The organism is Mesorhizobium sp. WSM3860 (assembly GCF_002294995.1).
GTDB lineage: Bacteria > Pseudomonadota > Alphaproteobacteria > Rhizobiales > Rhizobiaceae > Mesorhizobium.
The window spans coordinates 167421-184821 of the sequence record NZ_NSGF01000011.1; the positions used below are offsets into that span (position 1 = coordinate 167421).

A 17401-nucleotide genomic window follows, 5' to 3' on the forward strand; every position below is an offset into this window, starting at 1 on the left:
TGAAATTATCCGGCTCTAGCGCCGCTCAAGCCATCGCCCGCGCGGCCTCGCGGTAGAGCGTCGGCGGTACGCCGACATGATCGCGGAAGAAGCGCGAGAAATTGCCCTGGGTGGTGAAGCCGAGATTGCAGGCGACCGAAATCAGCGGCTCTTGCGACCACTGCAGTTGGCGCACTGCCTCCTCCATGCGCAGCGTGTTCCAGTAGACGTTGGGCGTCAGATTGGTCTGTTCCTTGAACAGCGCGAAGAAATGCGGCCGGGACAGTCCGACGCTGCGCGCCACATCGTCGAAGGAAATGCGCTCGCAGACATTGGCCTTCATCAATTGGATTGCCTTGCGGACGCGGAAATCCAGCATCGTGTTGATGCGAGCGCGCGCCGCCTGCGGCGCCGAGGCATCGGCGGCGTCGAGCATGCTGTCGATGAAACGCTCGATCTCGTAGTTGGCCACCTCGTCGATGCTCTCATTGTCGGTCAGGTGATCGAGCAGGTTCGCCGCCGCCTGATGCAGCCACGGTTCCAGCGTTATCGCCGCCTGCGCGAACAACGGCGCGGACGGCGGCAGGTCGCGGCGCCGGCGCGCCCAGTCGGGGTCGATGTAAAACGCCAGGAACAGGCCGGGCTTGCCGTCGCGGGAAAGCGCGTGGCTGTGCGGTTGAAAGGAGTTGATGCCGGCGGCGGTCTCCGGTCCCAGCCGCACCGTCTCGCGACCGATGGTCATTTCACCGGCCGTGCCTTCCAGCCAGATGATGAGATGCGCCTCGCCATGGGCATGGGTGACGAAGTCGTTGGCGACATTCAGGACAGAGACATGCCCGAACCGGCCCCAATAGAGCCTGATCGCGTCCGTCATGGGTCTATTTCCTCCCGCGGGCGACTGGCCTCCCTTCGCCTGCCCGGGGATTGTGCGACCGGGGTTTGGCCCCGTCAAGGCATGGAGGATCGACGGCCGCTTCGCATCGCCCGCCCGGACGGATTTTCAGACTGAGCGATAGGGTCTCCCCTTCTCCTACAACAAGGAGACAAGTGGACGCTGCGCTTCAGTCGCTGCGCCGGAAGTTGCGGATGCGGTCGAACAGCACGGCCAGAAGGATGGCGCCGCCGATGAAGGTGCCTTGCCAGAAGGCGTTGATGCCAAGCAGGCCGAGGCTGTTGCGGATCACCTCGATCAAGGCGGCGCCGACGATGGCGCCGAAGGCGGTGCCGACGCCGCCGGCGAGGTTGGCGCCACCGATGACGGTGGCGGCAATCACCTGCAGCTCCATGCCGGTGCCGAGATTGGTGGTGACGGCGCCGAGCCAGCCGGTCTGGATGATGCCGGCGAGACCGGCCGAGAGCGCTGAGATCATGTAGACCGCGACCTTGATCTGGCGCACCGGAACACCGGTCAGCGTGGCCGCATGCTCATTGCCGCCGATAGCGAAGATGTGCCGCCCGAACTTGGTCCAGCGCAGGATGAAGCCGGTGATCAACGCCAACAGGATCATGTAGAGCACCGGATTGGCGATGCCGAAGACCCAGGCGCCGCCGCCCAGCGCCAGAAGCTTGTCGTGGTCCGGGCCGAACTGGAAGACGACGGTGTTGTTGGAGGCGACCATGGCGAGGCTGCGCGCCACCGACAGCATGCCGAGCGTCACCACGAAGGGCGGGAAACCGAGATAGGCGATGAGCACCCCGTTGAAGGCGCCGATGGCGAGCGCGGTGGCGATCGAGGCCAGGATGCCGATCTCGATCGAATAGCCGGCATGCATGGTGACGGCCAGCACCATCGAGCACAGGCACAGCACCGAGCCGACCGACAGGTCGATGCCGCCGGTGATGATGACGAAGGTCATGCCGAGCGCGACGATGGCGACGAAGGTGATGTTGCGGGTGATGTTGAAGAGGTTCTTCTGCGTGGCGAAGGCGTCGGTGGCGACGGACAGAAACAGGCAGGCGAGGATGACCGCGATCACCACCCAGAAGGTCTGGCTGGCAAAAAGCCGCGACAGGAAAGTGTGCTGCTTCTGCGCGATCGTCTGGTCAAGGGTGACTGCCATTATCGACCTTTCCTGCCGGCGGTGAAGGCGCCAAACGTCAAGAATTCCAGTGCTTTCATGCCACTTGTTCGATCGCCCCGGTGATCAGCCCGGTGACTTCTTCCGGCGAACTCGAGGCAATCTTCTTGTCGGCGACTTTCCTGCCGCGCCGCATGACGATGACGCGGTCGGCGACGTCGAAGACGTCGGGCATGCGGTGGCTGATCAGCACGACGGCGATGCCCTGGTCGCGCAGGTGGCGGATCAGGTTCAGCACCTCGGCGACCTGCCTGACCGAGATCGCTGCCGTCGGCTCGTCCATCAGTACGATCTTGGCTTGCGACAGCATGGTGCGGGCGATCGCCACGGCCTGGCGCTGGCCGCCCGACATCTGCTTGACGAGGTCGCGCGGCCGCGTCTCGGATTTCAGTTCGGCAAAGAGCTGGCCGGCACGCTTGTACATTGCGGCATAGTCGAGAATGCGGAAGGGGCCGATGCCGCGGCGGAGTTCCCGGCCGAGATAGACATTGGCGGCGGCCGTCAGATTGTTGCAAAGCGCCAGGTCCTGATGGACGATCTCGATGCCGTGCTGGCGGGCCTCGGCCGGCTTGTGCAGGATCAGCTCCTTGCCGTCCATATGCATCGTGCCGTGGCTGGGGCGGAAATTGCCGGCGATCATCTTGACCAGCGTCGACTTGCCGGCGCCGTTGTCGCCCATCAGGCCGACGACCTCGCCGGCCTCGAGCGTGAATGAGACGTCGTTCACCGCCTGGATGGCGCCGAAATGCTTCGAGATGTTGGCGAGTTCGAGAACCGACACCAGCCTTAAGCCTCCCCGTTTTCGCCCCTCGACTGCCTTGCCATAATTGCCGGCGCCGCAGGGGTCTCGCGCCTCCAGCTCCTCCCGAGCAGGTGCGATAGACTCATTTAGGCAAATGCGGCCATGGGCGTCAATCAATTGTCGGGCGATTAATTTCGAGTCCCGTCGAAAAATCGGTTTTGTAGGACAAATAGGAATTGACGTTGGCGGCGAGCCGTTATTAGCTACTATTGGAGGAAGAACTTTTCCGTCGCGAAATCGCTGCTCGGCGGAGCGACGGGCAAGATTCAGGATCCGGCCGGCGCTCATTCGAGCTGGAACGGATCGGCAAATGCTTATCGGCCCGGCTTGAGACACGAACCTTCGAGCTATTCGCGTGTTGCTTGCATCCGGGCCGATCGGTGTGGCGGGCACGTCGTGTCCGTCTGTTTTCAAGGGAGGACTGATATGAGGAAATCACTTTTGCTCGCCGCCGTCGCCGCCATGGCGCTGGGCGCCGGGCCGGCTTTGGCCAAGAAACAGCTCGTCATTGTCGTAAAGGGCCTCGACAACCCGTTCTTCGAAGCCATCCATCAGGGCTGCGAGAAGTGGAACAAGGAGAACGCCAGCTCCGAATATGAATGCTTCTACACCGGCCCGGCATCGACCTCGGACGAGGCCGGCGAAGCCCAGATCGTGCAGGACATGCTGAGCAAGCCGGACACGGCCGCGATGGCGATCTCGCCGTCCAACGCGCCGCTGATCGCGCAGACGATCAAGAGCGCCAATCCGTCGATCCCGATCATGACGGTCGATGCTGACCTGGCCAAGGAAGACGCGGCGCTTCGCAAGACCTATCTCGGCACCGACAACTATCTGATGGGCAAGCGGATCGGCGAATACATCAAGAAGGCTAAGCCGAATGGCGGCACGATCTGCACGATCGAGGGCAATCCGGCCGCCGACAACATCCTGCGCCGCGCGCAGGGCATGCGCGATGCGCTGTCGGGCAAGGAAGGCCTGTCGGCGCTCGCCGGCGAAGGCGGCTGGACGGAAGTGGCGGGCTGCCCGGTGTTCACCAATGACGACGGCGCCAAGGGCGTGCAGGCGATGACCGACATCCTGGCCGCCAATCCGAAGCTCGACGCTTTCGGCATCATGGGCGGCTGGCCGCTGTTCGGCGCTCCGCAGCCCTATCGCGACCTGTTCAAGCCGATGGCCGACAAGATCGCCAAGAACGAGTTCGTCATCGGCGCCGCCGACACGATCGGCGACGAGGTGGCGATCGCCAGGGAAGGCCTTGTGACCGCACTGGTCGGCCAGCGGCCGTTCGAAATGGGCTACAAGGCGCCGTCGGTGATGCTCGACCTCATCCAGGGCAAGAAGGTCGACGATCCGGTCTTCACCGGCCTCGACGAATGCACCAAGGATACGGTCGACACCTGCATCCAGAAGTAGGCTTCGATCCCCGGGGCGCCCTTCGAAGGGCGCCCCTTCCACCTTTCGCCAGGACTAAATGGACGCGGCCTTGCCGGGGCGGCGGGGCCAAAAGTTCTTTGCGCCCAGAATTTCTTATCCGGCAGAGTTTTGCGGGCGTCTTGGAGCCCGCGACAGGAGGCACCGGGACGCGGATGCCAAGGGAAAAGTCTGGGAAGCGCTTAGCCGAGCCTACACAGCCGGCCACGGTACGACGACCCGAGGCGACGCGGATCGCCGGCCTCAGCGTGCACGCATCGCTCGCCGGCGAGATCGGCCTCAGGATCGTGCGCGGCGACTATCCGCCCGGAACTGTCCTGCCCAACGAAGCCAAATGGTCGGAAACCTTCAATGTCAGCCGCTCGGCGGTGCGCGAGGCCATCAAAATGCTGATGGCCAAGAGCCTGCTCGCGTCCCGCCCCAAGATCGGCAGTTGGGTCGAGCCGAGGGAGCGCTGGAACCTGCTCGACCGGGACGTGCTCGCCTGGTACGCGACCTCGCCCGACCGCGAGGTGTTTCTCAGAACGGTGCAGGAGTTCCGCCATATCATCGAGCCTGAGGCGGCCGCCTTCGCGGCGCTGCGGCGCTCCGACGAGCAGATGGTCGAAATCAGCCAGGCGTGCCGCGAAATGGGAGAGGCGGCGCATATCCAGGAGCGCACGCGCGCCGATACGCGGTTCCATCTCGCCATCCTGCGCGCCTCGGGCAATGAGCTGCTGGTGCCGCTCGGCGTGCTGATCGAATCGGCGCTCGATCATCTCTTCGTCTTCGTCACGCGCGAGCACAGCGACCAGCGGCGGGCCCAGTCCCTGCACGAGGCGATCGAGCGGAACATCCGCCTGCAGCGCCCGGCCGCGGCGAGAAGCGCAGTGCACAGGCTTCTCGCCAATACCGACGAGGTGATCGAGCTCTCGAGACGTTGAGAGGGCTTGGCCGCGGCTTTCAGATCGTCTGCTTTTTTCCGTCCTTCGACGGCATCAGGTCGACGCCGTTGACCTTGCCGATATGGGTGGCCAGCATCGGCACATACTGCTCGGCCGGCCCCGCCGCGAAGGCGGTCGCGAACGAGTTCTTGGTGGCGTTGCCAAGCGGATTGGCGAGGCCGGCAACGCCCGCCATCGATTCCAGATAGGTCAAATCCTTGAAGGCATTGGCGATGGAGAATTTGTGGGCGTCGCGGTCGCCTTCCAGCGTCCAGCGCATGAAAGTCTGGTAGAAGCCGCAATCCATGCGGCCGTTGCGGATGACGCTATCGAAGCGGGGCGGCGAGATGCCGACCTTCTGCGCCAGCGCCAAGGCTTCCGAATAGATCGCCGCGTAGCCCAGCGAGATGAAGTTGTTGAGCAGCTTCATGCGGTGGCCGTCGCCGGTGTCGCCGATATGGACGATGCGGCCGGCCCAGGTTTCGATCACCGGCTTCAACCTTGCGAACACCGCGTCGGGCGCGCCGACCATGGCATCGAGCGTGCCTTCCCAGGCCTCCTTCGGCGTGCGGCTGAGCGGCGCGTCGACATAGTCGACGCCAAGCGCCTTGAGTTCGGCGGCCAACGCGACGGTGGAGACGGGGTCGGATGTCGAGCAATCGACGACCACCGAGCCTTGCTTCAGACCTTCCTTCAGCCCACCGGGACCGCGGATGATCGCCTCGACCTCGCGCGAGCCGGTGACACAGATAAAGACGATGTCGGAGGCCGCTGCCACTTCTTTGGACGTGGCCACTTCCTTTGCGCCGCGGCTAGCCAAGTCATCGGCCGGCTTGCGGTTCTTGCGGCCGAGGAAGGTGAGCGGATAGCCCTTGTCGACGATGTTCTTGGCAATGCCATGCCCCATCAGGCCGAGGCCGATGAAACCGATGTTTTCGCGGGCAGCGGTGGTGGTCATGTCGTTTCGTTCCTGTCTTTCCTGATGGTCGGCGCCGCCGCCTCCGGCCGGCGAGCATGGCTGGAGAAGGTTTTCGCGGATCGCGGTTGGCAGGCCGTTGCTGAATGCCTTATTGTCTGACAATACACATAATCCTTGAGCAATGTGGAGTGCAAAATGACGAAGCGGATCATGTTCACCGGCGGCAGCGGCAAGGCCGGCCGCCATGTCGTGCAGTATCTGGTCGAGCATGGCTGCCAGGTGCTCAACATCGACACCAAGCCGCTCGACAACCCGAAGGTGCGCACGCTGATCACCGACATCACCTACAGCGGCCAGGTGTTCAACGCGCTGTCGAGCTATGCGGGGCTGCATGAATTCGATCCGTCGCTGCGCGCGCAGCCGGTCGATGCCGTGGTGCATTTTGCCGCCATCCCGCGCATCATGATCACGCCGGACAACGAGGTGTTCCGCATCAACGCGATGGGCACCTACAACGTCATCGAAGCGGCGGTGAAACTCGGCATCCGCAAGGTGATCATCGCCTCCAGCGAGACGACCTACGGCCTGGTCTTCGCCAACGAGCCGCGCAATCCGACGCATTTCCCGCTCGACGAGGACTATGACGTCGATCCGATGGACAGCTACGCCCTGTCCAAGATCGTCAACGAAAAGACGGCGCGCGCCTTCGCGCTGCGCAGCGGTTTCGATATCTATGCGCTGCGCATCGGCAACGTCATCGAGCCGCATGAATATGCGCTGTTCCCGAAATGGTTTGCCGATCCCGGCTTCCGCAAGCGCATTGCCTGGAGCTATATCGACGCCCGCGATCTCGGCCAGATCACCTTGCGCGCCATTGAGAAGGATGGGCTGGGTTATCAGGTGTTCAACGCCGCCAACGACGACACCTCGTCCGACCTGCCGACGGCCGAGCTTCTGAACCGTTTCTATCCTGGCGTGCCGGTGAAAGCCGAACTCGGTGAATTCGAGACGCTGCTGTCTAACCGCAAGGCGCGGGACGTGCTCGGCTTCCGCCCCGAACATAGCTGGCGCAAATACGTCAAAACAGCGTGAGGGCCGACAAACATAGGTTGAGCTGTGCACATCGCGGCGTCTAGCGACTAAGCCGGCCTTGCCGTGCTTGACAGCTTCTGAAAACCGGACTTTCTGGACATATGCGGGACGCAAAGCCGAACAACGAAAAAAGGCCGACGAAAGCGGCATCCGCCGAGCGTATGGCTGGAGTTCGCCGGCCAGACGCGCCGCGCATTCCTGGTGCCAGCGTGCATACGTCGCTGGCCAGCGAAATCGGCCTTCGGATCGTGCGCGGCGACTATCCGCCGGGCACCATCCTGCCCAATGAAGCCAAATGGTCGGAGACCTTCGACGTCAGCCGCTCGGCGGTGCGCGAGGCGATCAAGATGCTGATGGCCAAGAGCCTTCTGGCATCACGTCCGAAGATCGGCAGCTGGGTTGAGCCGAAGGAGCGCTGGAACCTGCTCGACCGCGACGTGCTCTCCTGGTACGCGACGTCGCCGGATCGCGAGGTGTTCCTGAAGACGGTGCAGGAATTCCGCCACATCATCGAGCCCGAGGCGACGGCCTTTGCCGCAATGCGGCGGACCGATGAGCAGATGGCCGAGATCACCCAGGCCTGCCGCGAGATGGGCGAGGCGACCAATTTGCAGGAGCGGACGCGCGCCGACACGCGCTTCCACCTCGCCATCCTCCGGGCGTCCGGCAACGACCTCCTGGTGCCGCTGGGCGTCCTGATCGAATCCGCCTTCAATCATCTCTTCGCCTATACGACACGCGAGCTGGACGACCTGCAGCACGCCCAGAAACTGCACGAAGCGATCGAGAGGAACATCCGGCTGCAACGGCCGGATGCGGCGCGCAACGCCGTGCGCAAGCTGCTCGCGAATACCGACGACGTCATCCGCTCGCGCTAAGGCCTGCCGATACCCAGGTGAGGCCCGGTCTGAGCTCGACAGTCCTTAGTCTTCCTTTTCGCGCCCGAAAGCGACGCGCAATTCGTCCTTAGCCCTTTCCAGAACCTGCTTTCGCGATTCCGGCAGGTTCCTGCCGGCGCGGTTGATATAGAAATTCAGCATCGACATCGCGGATCGGAACGGCTCCGCCTTGCGGCGATGGCTGTGCTCAGCCGAGCGCTTCAGCGACGTGGCGACCTTCTTGGCATCGTCGGATTCGAAAATATGCTCCTCGAGATCCAGCGCATCGCTGTGCTCGGTCACTTCGGCCGACCATTTTTTCTTGGCGGTCATGGCGAACCTCCTTCCTTGGGGCACAACTATCCTTGGGCACAACGCTTCCTTGGGGCACAACTCTGGGCGGCATGGCCGGTTCCCGATTGCTGGAACCACGGATTTGTCCCTTGTGGCGCTGCTCGGCACGGGGATGCGCCGATACTTGGGGTGAAACCGCCGGTCACCAACAAGCGCGGACAGGAAAGGTGTGACGACAACAGTCTCCAGCCGGGCAGATGGCCCCAGCATCGACAGCGCCTATGCATGGATGCGGCTCGGCGTCTCGATGCTTTTGTCGACGATCGGCGGCGCCGGCATGTGGGCGGTGGTCGTCGTTCTGCCCGCCGTGCAGGCCGAATTCGGCGTCGACAGGGCCGCGGCTTCGATGCCTTATACGGCGACCATGGTCGGCTTCGCCGCCGGCAATATGCTGGTCGGACGCGCCATCGACCGCATGGGTTACTGGATCCCGGCGCTCGTCTCTGCGATTGCGCTCGGCGCGGGCTTCCTGCTCGCCTCGCTAACCAACTCGATCCTTGCGTTCACCCTTGTCCAGGGGCTTCTGATCGGTCTCGGCACATCGGCGATCTTCGGCCCGTTGATCGCCGACATCTCGCACTGGTTCAACCGACGCCGCGGCGTCGCGGTGACCGCGGCCGCATCCGGCAGCTATCTTGCCGGAGCAGTCTGGCCGACGGTGATGCCCTATGTCATGCAAGGCGAAGGCTGGCGTTTCACCTATGCCGCGATCGGCATCTTCTGCCTCGCCACCATGGTGCCGCTGGTGCTGATGCTGCGCCGCGGCGCGCCGCGCGAAGCCACCCATGGCTCGCCGGGCAGCCGGCCGACGCAGCCAATCTCGCTGTCGCCGGCGGCGTTGCAGATGTTGCTGGTGATTGCCGGCTTCGGCTGCTGCATGGCGATGTCGATGCCGCAGGTGCACATCGTCGCCTATTGCATGGATCTCGGCTACGGCGTCGCGCGCGGCGCCGACATGCTGTCGATCATGCTGGCGGCGGGCGTTGTCAGCCGCATTGGTTCAGGTTTTCTCGCCGATCGCATCGGCGCGGTGAAAACCTTGATCATCGGCTCGGCGCTGCAATGCCTGTCGCTGCTGTTCTACATTCCCTTCGACGGGCTGGCTTCGCTCTATGTGGTTTCGCTGGTGTTCGGCCTGTCGCAAGGCGGCATCGTTCCCTGCTATGCGATCATCGTGCGCGACTACATGCCGGCCAAGGAAGCCGGCCAGCGCGTCGGCATCGTCCTGATGGCGACGATCTTCGGCATGGCCGTCGGCGGCTGGATGTCGGGCTGGATCTACGACCTCACCGGCTCCTATGCCGCCGCCTTCCTCAACGGCATCGCCTGGAACCTTGTCAATCTCGCGGCGATCTTGCTGCTTATGTGGAGAGCCAACCGCAGTGCTGCGGCAATGGCCTGACGCAGCGCGAACAGCAAGGCTCCGCTTGAAGGGACCGGGGCTGTGGGACGCCAGTCGTCGATCGGGAGCGGCAATTGCCGGTTGATGTGGCGGCATTGGCGGAGACGAGCATATCGCTGCGGCGCTTTGCGGATGGGGAAGGCTGAGCTTGTCGTCGACCAAGCCGCGCTCGCGCCGTAGTGGCGGGCGCGAGCCGCGTCGATGAGAATGCAAAGGCTGAATACTCAAGCGCATCTAGTTTGGGCGGGCGTGACGCGGCGCGCCTCAATAGGCTTCAAGCAAATCAGAAGAAGGCGACGAAAAGCCGTCGCGACTTTTCATCATATTATCAATCGCTCAGAGTTGGAGGGGCAGCAAATGATTGTCAACGGGCTCCTCAACCTGGCCGTTGCAAGGAGGTCTACCAGCACAAGGGGAGGGCTGTGCGGGGCGACGGCCGAACTCGTCCGCGCTTTTTTCGCGTGACGTCGCGCCCGAACACTGGACGCAGCAGACTATTTACTTGGACCGGCTTTGGGCGGAATATTGCGAAGTGGGAGGAAGCACTCGGAAGATCCCCTGAATAAATGCGCTCGAACGGCTTCCGCCCGTTGAATGCAAGGGAGGATAATCATGAGACGTACTTTCCCGCTCGCGGCATGCGCCGCGGCGTTGTTGCTCGGCGTGCCCTCCGCCTTCGCTCAGTCCGGCGGCGTCCAGAAAGCAGTCGGCGGTTACAGCTTCGAGGAAGCCGCCAAGGAGGCCCCCACCACCAAGGACTTCCATTCGGCCGATGGCCATCTCACCTTCGCCATCGTGACACATACGGCCGGCAACGGTTTCTTCGATCCGGTCTATGTCGGCGCGACCGCCGCCGGCAATCTGATCGGCGCCAAGATACTGCTGCTCGGCTCGGAATCTCCGACCGACGACCCTGCACGCGAGATCGAAATCCTGAACCAGATCGTGCAGGACCCCACGATCGACGGGCTGATCATGACAACGCCCCAGGTCGGTGCCTATAACGACATCGTCAAGGCCGCCGAAGCCAAGGGCATACCGGTAGCAACGACCAATTCCTTCGACGGCACGATCCTCGACCGCAGCGGCATCAGCCACACCGGCCAGGACGCCTCCGCCGCGGCGATCGCCGGCGAGGCACTCGTCAAGTGCCTGGCGGACAAGGGTATCGAGAAGGGCTCGATAGTTCTGCCGTCATCGACCGCGATGGGCAACATCGAGGTGAACAATCGGGTCACCTCGGCCTTCAACGCGATCGTCAAAGGCCTGAAGGACGCCGGCAAGCTCGAGGCCTTCAAGGTCGACGCAGGTCCCGAGAACACCGGCATCGACACCAATCCGAACGATCCGGTGAATGGCATCGTGACGCTGTTCGAATCGCGCGGTGACGTTGTCGGCGCCTTCGCCGGCAACAACGTGTTCACGCCTGCGCTGGCCAAGGCTGTCGCCCAGACCGGAAAGGCCGGCAAGATCTGCGCCTATGGCTTCGACCTCGGCCCGGCGCAGCAGGACGCGTTGAAGAGCGGCGACCTGACCGGCGCGCTCGGGCAGCAGCCCTTCTTGCAGGGCTTCTATCCGGTCATGCAACTCTATCTGCAGATCGATCGTGGCATCGCGGCCGCCAATCTCGACACGCGCGCCCAACTCGTGACGCAGGAGACTGTTGGAAAGGTCGGCAAGCGTTTCGAAAACTGAATGTCAAAGCGATCCTGAACCCGGCGCGGGAGGGCTGGTATCCTCCCGCGCATTTTGGCCTTCGGAACCCTTTCATCAAAAAATGCCCGCTGAAGCTCTCGCTCGTCGCCTTCCACCCCAGCTCGTCGGCGGCTGGGAAATGGGATTGCTTGCCCTGCTGGCGCTGATCTATCTCGGCGGCGCTGCCGTCAATCCGACGTTCTTCGGCTCGCCGGAGGCGTTCCATGCACTGCTTCGCGATACCTCGCGGGTCGCCATCATCGCCGTCGGAATGACCTTCGTCATCATCAACAAGGACCTCGACCTTTCGGTCGGCTCCATCTACGGCCTTGTGGCCGTCGTTTTTGCCAGGCTGTTCGCGCCAAGCTTTGCCGATCTCGACATCGTCACGTCGGTGATCGTCTGCGTCCTTCTTGGCATGGCGATCGGCCTCGTCAACGGCGTGCTCGTTACCATCCTAAAAGTGCCGGCGTTCATCGCCACCTTGACCACGCTTTTGATCGGCCGCGGCTTCGTCCTCGCCCTGACGCACGGTCAGGCGATCTACTATCCAGGCAAAGCGAAGGAGGCCCCGCTCTTCTTTCATCTCGGCGAGACGAACGTCTTCGGCTTCAACAATCAGATCGCGATCTTCGCGGTCGTTGCGGTGATCGGCGCCTACGTGCTTGCCAACACCCGCTGGGGTTACGAGACCTTTGCGACGGGCGGCAACGAGCAGGCGGCGGTCTATGCCGGCATACCGACGAACTGGGTGCGCATCCGTGCCTATCTCCTCTCGTCGCTCTGCGCCACCGTTGCCGGCCTCCTGTCGGCCGCTCAGGACAAGGGTGTGACCCCGCTTTACGGCGTCAGCGGTGAACTGACCGTCATCGCCGCGGTGATCATCGGCGGCGCTTCCATTCTCGGCGGTCGCGGCCGCGTCGCCGGGTCCTGCCTCGGCGCCACGCTGGTCGTTCTGCTCGATAAGGTGCTGCGCGAGGGTTTGCCGATCACGCGCACCATCAAGATCGGCGAGGAGGAGGTGACGGTCAACGCCGTCTATTCCCTGCCGGTCGGCGCGGTGCCGGTCTTCCTCGGGCTGCTGCTCGTCATCGCCGTGCTGATTGAACCTTACCTGATCCGCCGTCAGGTCGCGGCGCGGCTATGGGCGTGGCTGCGCGGCCAGCCGCCGCCGCCGGCCTTCGAGATCGGCGGCGTCGCGCTCGAGGGCGTGGTGACCAAGGGCGCCATGGCGACCGACATCGCGCTGTCGGCGACCGGGTTCGGCAAGTTCCTCGCCCGGCGCGATGCCCTTGCCGTCATCCTGACCGTGGTGCTGTGGCTCACGGGTCTTTTCCTCAGGCCGGATTACTGGTGGAACCTGTCCAACACTTTCGCGATCCTGCTCAACTATACCGAACTGGCGCTGATCACGGTCGGGCTTACCTACGTCATCGCGGCCGGCGATATCGACCTCTCCGTCGGAGCCGTCCTGGCGCTCGCCGGCAGCGCGGCGGCCTATTTCCTGAAGGTCCTGGGCGCCGACCCCGTCACCGCTGTCGCGATGGGCCTGCTTGCGGGAATGCTCGCCGGCCTCGTCAACGCCGTCGTCGCCGTCGGCTTGAAGCTCCCGGCCTTCATCGCAACGCTTGGCATGTTTTACATCGCCCGCGGCCTTGCGGCGTGGTTCGTCGCCGGCCAGCAGCTTACCGGCTGGCCGGAGGGCTACAATTTGCTCGGCCGCAAGGTGAACGACATCCTCCTTCACTTCCACATCGTGCTTCCGGATGGCATCCTCAAAACACTGGCCGAGGTGGTCAGCGTGCAGACGGTCTGGATGATCTTCGTCGCCCTGATTGCCGGCATCGTGCTCGCCTATACGCCGTTCGGGCAAAAGGTTTATGCGACCGGCGGCAACATCCGCGCCGCCGCCTATGCCGGCATCAACACCAACCGGGCGCGCTTCATCTCGCTCATGCTGTCGGCGTTCTGCGCGACGATGGCCGGCATCATCAACGTCGCCTATTTCCGAAGCTTCAACCCCGTTGCAGGCCAGTTCCGCGAACTCGACGCCATCGCGTCCGTGATCATCGGCGGCGGGTCGATCTTCGGCGGCTACGGCACCATGCTGGGTTCTCTGGCAGGTGCAGCCGTGATCACTCTCGTTCGGTCGCTCCTGCAGCTCAATGTCCAGGGCTTCAGCATGCCGCAGCATTGGATCAACGTCTTCATTGGCGTCATCCTCATTGCCGCGGTGCTGATCGACATCTGGGTGCGCCAGGCCAACCTCTTCGGTCGCCTGCGAGCCCGCCTCGCCCGACGCGCACGAACCCGGGAAACCATTCATGCCTGATGCTGCGTTGCCTCAACCGATCGTGGAAATGCGAGGCATCGAAAAAGCCTTCGGCGCCGTTCAGGCGCTTCGGAAAGTCGATCTGGTGCTCTATCCCGGAGAGATCCTTGGGCTGGTCGGCGACAACTCGGCCGGCAAGTCGACGCTCATGAAGATCCTGACCGGCGCTTATCAGCGCGACGCCGGCGAAATCCTCGTCGCCGGCCAACCGGTGCACTTCAAGAGTCCACATGAGAGCCGCGACGCCGGCATCGAGATGATCTACCAGGATTTCGCTCTTTGCGGAAACATGGATGTCGGCCAGAACATCTTTCTCGGCCGCTGGCCTCGCAAAGGCCCTTTTGTCAATCGTCGCAAGATGTACGCGCAAGCCGATAGCGTGCTGAAACGGCTCAAGGTCGATGTGAACTCCGTTTTCCAGAAGGTCGAAAGCCTGTCGGGCGGCCGCCAGCAATCGGTGGCGATTGCCCGCGCGATCTCGTTCGAGCCACGCGTCGTGATCCTCGACGAACCGACCGCCAATCTCTCGGTGATGGCGACCGAGCGACTCCTCGAGACCATGCTGGAACTGAAAAGGCAGGGCGTTGCCCAGATCATCATCTCGCATCGGCTGGTCGACATTTTCGCCGTAGGCGACCGTGTCATGGTGCTGAAGCGCGGCGAGAATGTCGGCGACCGCCACGTCAGGAACACCGACGAGCACGAGGTCCTGGAGATCATAGTCTCCGGCACGCGGGAGCAGGCGCTTACAGCCGATCAGGCGAGGGCGGTCTGATCGATCAGGGGCCGCTTTTTGGGTGAGGCTGTTAAGCTACCCCCCTCATGTTGGCGGCGGATGTGACCAGCCACATCGGTTCGGTTTCCTCGCCGTGGTTGCGATGGACGGCCGTCCCCGTCCGCTTGACAACAGCCGGAGCCTGCGCGACCCAGACGGGGGCGAAACAGGCCGGGCGGCGCGATGACACGGATGTCGATCGTCTTTTCGAGGGGGCACATCGAACGTACGAGGACGGGGCTGTGACCAAACCGCGCTCGCGGCGCGGCGGCGGCCGCCCCACGATCGCCGACGTGGCGCGCAAGGCCGGCGTCGGCGCAATCACCGTTTCCCGCGCCTTGCGCGAGCCCGGGCGGGTTTCGGAAGATCTGCGCCGGCAGATACAGGTCGCCGTTGACGAGCTAGGCTATATCCCGGATCCCAATGCGCGCGCATTGGCCTCGGCGCGCGCGGAGGTCTTCGGCGTGCTGGTGCCGTCGCTCACCAACAATGTCTTTGCCGAAGTGGTGCGCGGCATCTATGACAGCCTTTCGGACAGCCCTTTCCGCATCCAGATGGGCAATACCCACTATTCGGGCCTGGAAGAGGAGCGGTTGCTGCAGCTTTTCGCCTCGCAGCGCCCGGCGGCGCTTATCGTGGCCGGCATCGACCAGACGCCGCAGTCGCGAAAGCTGCTGGAGACGGCCGGCTGCCCGGTGGTGCAAGTGATGGAAACCGGACACGATCCGGTCGATATGCTTGTCGGCTTCTCGCATTTCGACGGTGGCCGCGCTGCCGCCGAGCACCTGATCGAGGCAGGTTATCGGCGCATCGGTTTCATCGGCGCGCGCATGGATCCGCGCTCGCAGCGGCGCCTTGCCGGCTATCGCGCGGCCATGGAGGCGGCCGGCCTATTCGATCCCCGCCTGGTCACCACCACGCCGCTATTGTCGAGCGTGACGCTCGGCCGCGAGCTTTTGCGCGATGCGCTGGCCAAGATGCCGTCGCTCGACGGCGTCTTCTGCAACAATGACGATATCGCGCTTGGCGTCCTGTTCGAATGCCGCCGCGCCGCGATCGCGGTGCCGAAGGCCATCGGCATCGTCGGCTTCAACGACCTCGACATGATGCAGGCGGCGTTCCCGTCGGTCACCAGCGTTCGCACGCATCGTTATGAGATCGGACGGCAGGCAGTGGCGATGGCGCTGGCGGCGATCGCGGGCCGGAGACCCCAGCAGAGGGTTGTCGATCTCGGTTTCGAGCTCATTCGCCGCGAGAGCACCGCACGTTGAAACACGCAGAGACGACTGTGCAAATGCCGGTTTACTACCTTGCATGGTAGCGCTACCATTTTCTGCGTCGAGCAGTAAGGCGGCGGACGTGAGGCGCTGTTTATTATACATAAGAAAACAGCCTTACTTGTTTATTATGTATAATATGATAGTTTGCTGAATTGCCCGCAGGCGAGGGAAGAGGAGGCAGCGGGCGGCAAAGGTCGGCCGGCAGGCGATTGGATGCGGTAGGAGGTGCCGGCCCAAACGCCAGGACTTAATCAACAAGCAGAACTGCAACTGGGAGGAATACTGATGATCAAGTCACTTGTTGGCGGTGTCGTTGCCGCCACTGCATTTGTCATGCTGAGTTCGTCGGCCATCGCCGATCCGGAAATCGTCAAAGGGCCGTCGGCCGAGCCCGACTGCTTCGCGCCCTGGGCGGCCGATACACAATTCTTCAAATATCCGAAGAAGGAAGGACCCTATCGCATCGCGCTCGCGAACGGCTATATTGCCAATACCTGGCGCATCCAGATGATCCAGACGGCCAAAGCCTATGCCGCGCAACCGGACGTCGCGAAGAAGCTGAAGGAATTCAAGGTGGTATCGACCGGCGAAGATGTGCCGGCGCAGATCTCCGCGATCAATAACTTCATCGATTCCGGCTTCGACGCAATCGTCGTCAACGCCCAGAACCCGACCGCGTTCGGGCCTGTGATCAAGCGCGCCAAGGAAGCCGGTGTCATTCTGGTTGCCTTCGACAACATCCTCGACACCAAGGACGCCATCAACGTCAACGTCGACCAGAAGGGGCTCGGCGAATTGTGGGGCAAGTGGCTGGTCTCGCACGTGCCGAACGGCGGCAAGGTGCTCGAGGTGCGCGGCGTCGCAGGTACCTCCGTCGATACCGACCGGCACAATGGCATCCACGAGGTTCTCAATGCGTCGGGCAAGAAGTGGGATGTCACCGAGGTCGTCGGCAAGTGGGACGACGGCGTGGCGCAGAAGGCCACGGCCGACGCGATCGCCACCAGCGGACCCTTCGACGGCATCACAGGGCAAGGCGGCGACACCGGCATCGTGCAGGCGATGATCGACGCCAAGCATCCGTTCGTGCCGTTCGGCGGCGAGACGGAAAACGGCTTCCGCAAATTCTGCGCGGCGCATGCGGCGGACGGGCTGAAATGTTCGTCGGCCGGTACCGGCCCGGCGCAGGTTGCCGTCGCCATCAAGACGGCGATTGCCGCGCTCGAAGGCAATGTCGTGCCGCAGTCGGTCAAGCTGCCTTTGGCCATCGTCGAGGATCCGAACTTCAAGGCAGGGCAGGACTTCTTCCCCGACCAGTCCGACAATTTCTTCGTCGGCAATTCCTTCCCGACCTGCGGCATCAATTTCACCGCGCAGGAAATCATGGGCCAGACCAAGGAAAACAAGTAGCCTTATCCGGCCGGCGCCGCGGAAGCCGCGGCGCCGGTCGCTCGATGC

15 protein-coding genes are annotated in these 17401 nt (G+C 63.3%); 10 read left to right on the plus strand and 5 right to left on the minus strand.

Translation table 11 applies throughout. The features are described 5' to 3' along the window. Positions 1-25 precede the first annotated feature (25 nt). From CK220_RS18945 to CK220_RS18955, 3 genes are all read right to left on the minus strand, one after another. Positions 26-853: a helix-turn-helix domain-containing protein gene (locus tag CK220_RS18945; protein ID WP_095812979.1), complete on the minus strand. Its 828-nt coding sequence runs from the start codon at positions 851-853 to the stop codon at positions 26-28. A 187-nt stretch (positions 854-1040) separates the two neighbouring features. Continuing rightward, a complete protein-coding gene (locus CK220_RS18950) occupies positions 1041-2039 on the minus strand; it encodes an ABC transporter permease (protein WP_095812980.1) in 999 nt (332 codons plus the stop codon). Between the two features lie 55 nt (positions 2040-2094). Further along, positions 2095-2838 (minus strand): ATP-binding cassette domain-containing protein, encoded by a 744-nt coding sequence (locus tag CK220_RS18955; RefSeq protein WP_066992363.1) that lies wholly within the window; start codon positions 2836-2838, stop codon positions 2095-2097. A gap of 447 nt (positions 2839-3285) precedes the next feature. Here CK220_RS18955 and CK220_RS18960 point away from each other — a divergent pair, with 447 nt between their 5' ends. Both CK220_RS18960 and CK220_RS18965 read left to right on the plus strand, forming a co-directional pair. Next, positions 3286-4275 carry a sugar-binding protein gene (locus tag CK220_RS18960; RefSeq protein ID WP_095812981.1) on the plus strand — a complete coding sequence of 330 codons (990 nt, stop codon included), beginning with the start codon at positions 3286-3288 and terminating at the stop codon, positions 4273-4275. Between the two features lie 173 nt (positions 4276-4448). Further along, on the plus strand, positions 4449-5216 hold the full coding sequence (locus tag CK220_RS18965) for a FadR/GntR family transcriptional regulator (RefSeq protein WP_095812982.1): 768 nt from the start codon (positions 4449-4451) through the stop codon (positions 5214-5216). 19 nt (positions 5217-5235) lie between these two features. Here the strand turns inward: CK220_RS18965 and CK220_RS18970 are convergent, their stop codons facing one another. Next, a complete protein-coding gene (locus CK220_RS18970) occupies positions 5236-6405 on the minus strand; it encodes an NAD(P)-dependent oxidoreductase (RefSeq protein ID WP_348629668.1) in 1170 nt (389 codons plus the stop codon). Between CK220_RS18970 and CK220_RS18975 the strand changes: the two genes are divergently transcribed. Then, positions 6331-7227, plus strand: a complete 897-nt coding sequence (locus CK220_RS18975; protein ID WP_095812983.1) for an NAD(P)-dependent oxidoreductase — start codon at positions 6331-6333, stop codon at positions 7225-7227. The two genes, CK220_RS18970 and CK220_RS18975, sit on opposite strands and share 75 nt — an antisense overlap. Before the next feature lie 101 nt (positions 7228-7328). Next, positions 7329-8105, plus strand: coding sequence for a FadR/GntR family transcriptional regulator (locus CK220_RS18980; protein WP_095812984.1), 777 nt, complete (start codon positions 7329-7331; stop codon positions 8103-8105). 45 nt (positions 8106-8150) lie between these two features. Here the strand turns inward: CK220_RS18980 and CK220_RS18985 are convergent, their stop codons facing one another. Beyond that, the gene (locus CK220_RS18985) at positions 8151-8438 is read right to left on the minus strand and encodes a DUF3175 domain-containing protein (RefSeq protein ID WP_095812985.1); all 288 of its coding nucleotides are present in this window, start codon (positions 8436-8438) and stop codon (positions 8151-8153) included. A 250-nt stretch (positions 8439-8688) separates the two neighbouring features. Between CK220_RS18985 and CK220_RS18990 the strand changes: the two genes are divergently transcribed. The 6 genes from CK220_RS18990 (at position 8689) to CK220_RS19015 (ending at position 17353) form a co-directional block, all read left to right on the plus strand. Beyond that, positions 8689-9861: an MFS transporter gene (locus tag CK220_RS18990; protein WP_095812986.1), complete on the plus strand. Its 1173-nt coding sequence runs from the start codon at positions 8689-8691 to the stop codon at positions 9859-9861. A 612-nt stretch (positions 9862-10473) separates the two neighbouring features. After that, positions 10474-11556, plus strand: coding sequence for a substrate-binding domain-containing protein (locus CK220_RS18995; protein ID WP_095812987.1), 1083 nt, complete (start codon positions 10474-10476; stop codon positions 11554-11556). Positions 11557-11638: 82 nt separating this feature from the next. Beyond that, entirely contained in the window at positions 11639-13888 is a 2250-nt protein-coding gene (locus CK220_RS19000) for an ABC transporter permease (protein WP_095812988.1), read from the plus strand. Beyond that, positions 13881-14663 (plus strand): ATP-binding cassette domain-containing protein, encoded by a 783-nt coding sequence (locus tag CK220_RS19005; protein ID WP_095812989.1) that lies wholly within the window; start codon positions 13881-13883, stop codon positions 14661-14663. The genes CK220_RS19000 and CK220_RS19005 overlap by 8 nt, the downstream gene beginning before the upstream one ends. A gap of 242 nt (positions 14664-14905) precedes the next feature. Then, positions 14906-15934 carry a LacI family DNA-binding transcriptional regulator gene (locus CK220_RS19010; protein ID WP_095812990.1) on the plus strand — a complete coding sequence of 343 codons (1029 nt, stop codon included), beginning with the start codon at positions 14906-14908 and terminating at the stop codon, positions 15932-15934. A 294-nt stretch (positions 15935-16228) separates the two neighbouring features. Further along, entirely contained in the window at positions 16229-17353 is a 1125-nt protein-coding gene (locus tag CK220_RS19015) for a sugar ABC transporter substrate-binding protein (RefSeq protein WP_095812991.1), read from the plus strand. Positions 17354-17401 lie beyond the last annotated feature (48 nt).

What these genes read in the sequence shown, in the direction of transcription:
- CK220_RS18960 (WP_095812981.1), top strand. Translation starts at nt 3,286, where the DNA reads ATGAGGAAATCACTTTTGCTCGCCGCCGTCGCCGCCATGGCGCTGGGC.
- CK220_RS18985 (WP_095812985.1), bottom strand. Translation starts at nt 8,438, where the DNA reads ATGACCGCCAAGAAAAAATGGTCGGCCGAAGTGACCGAGCACAGCGAT.
- CK220_RS19000 (WP_095812988.1), top strand. Translation starts at nt 11,639, where the DNA reads ATGCCCGCTGAAGCTCTCGCTCGTCGCCTTCCACCCCAGCTCGTCGGC.
- CK220_RS18965 (WP_095812982.1), top strand. Translation starts at nt 4,449, where the DNA reads ATGCCAAGGGAAAAGTCTGGGAAGCGCTTAGCCGAGCCTACACAGCCG.
- CK220_RS18990 (WP_095812986.1), top strand. Translation starts at nt 8,689, where the DNA reads ATGCGGCTCGGCGTCTCGATGCTTTTGTCGACGATCGGCGGCGCCGGC.
- CK220_RS18970 (WP_348629668.1), bottom strand. Translation starts at nt 6,405, where the DNA reads ATGCTCGACCAGATACTGCACGACATGGCGGCCGGCCTTGCCGCTGCC.
- CK220_RS18945 (WP_095812979.1), bottom strand. Translation starts at nt 853, where the DNA reads ATGACGGACGCGATCAGGCTCTATTGGGGCCGGTTCGGGCATGTCTCT.
- CK220_RS19015 (WP_095812991.1), top strand. Translation starts at nt 16,229, where the DNA reads ATGATCAAGTCACTTGTTGGCGGTGTCGTTGCCGCCACTGCATTTGTC.
- CK220_RS18975 (WP_095812983.1), top strand. Translation starts at nt 6,331, where the DNA reads ATGACGAAGCGGATCATGTTCACCGGCGGCAGCGGCAAGGCCGGCCGC.
- CK220_RS18950 (WP_095812980.1), bottom strand. Translation starts at nt 2,039, where the DNA reads ATGGCAGTCACCCTTGACCAGACGATCGCGCAGAAGCAGCACACTTTC.
- CK220_RS18980 (WP_095812984.1), top strand. Translation starts at nt 7,329, where the DNA reads ATGCGGGACGCAAAGCCGAACAACGAAAAAAGGCCGACGAAAGCGGCA.
- CK220_RS19005 (WP_095812989.1), top strand. Translation starts at nt 13,881, where the DNA reads ATGCCTGATGCTGCGTTGCCTCAACCGATCGTGGAAATGCGAGGCATC.
- CK220_RS18995 (WP_095812987.1), top strand. Translation starts at nt 10,474, where the DNA reads ATGAGACGTACTTTCCCGCTCGCGGCATGCGCCGCGGCGTTGTTGCTC.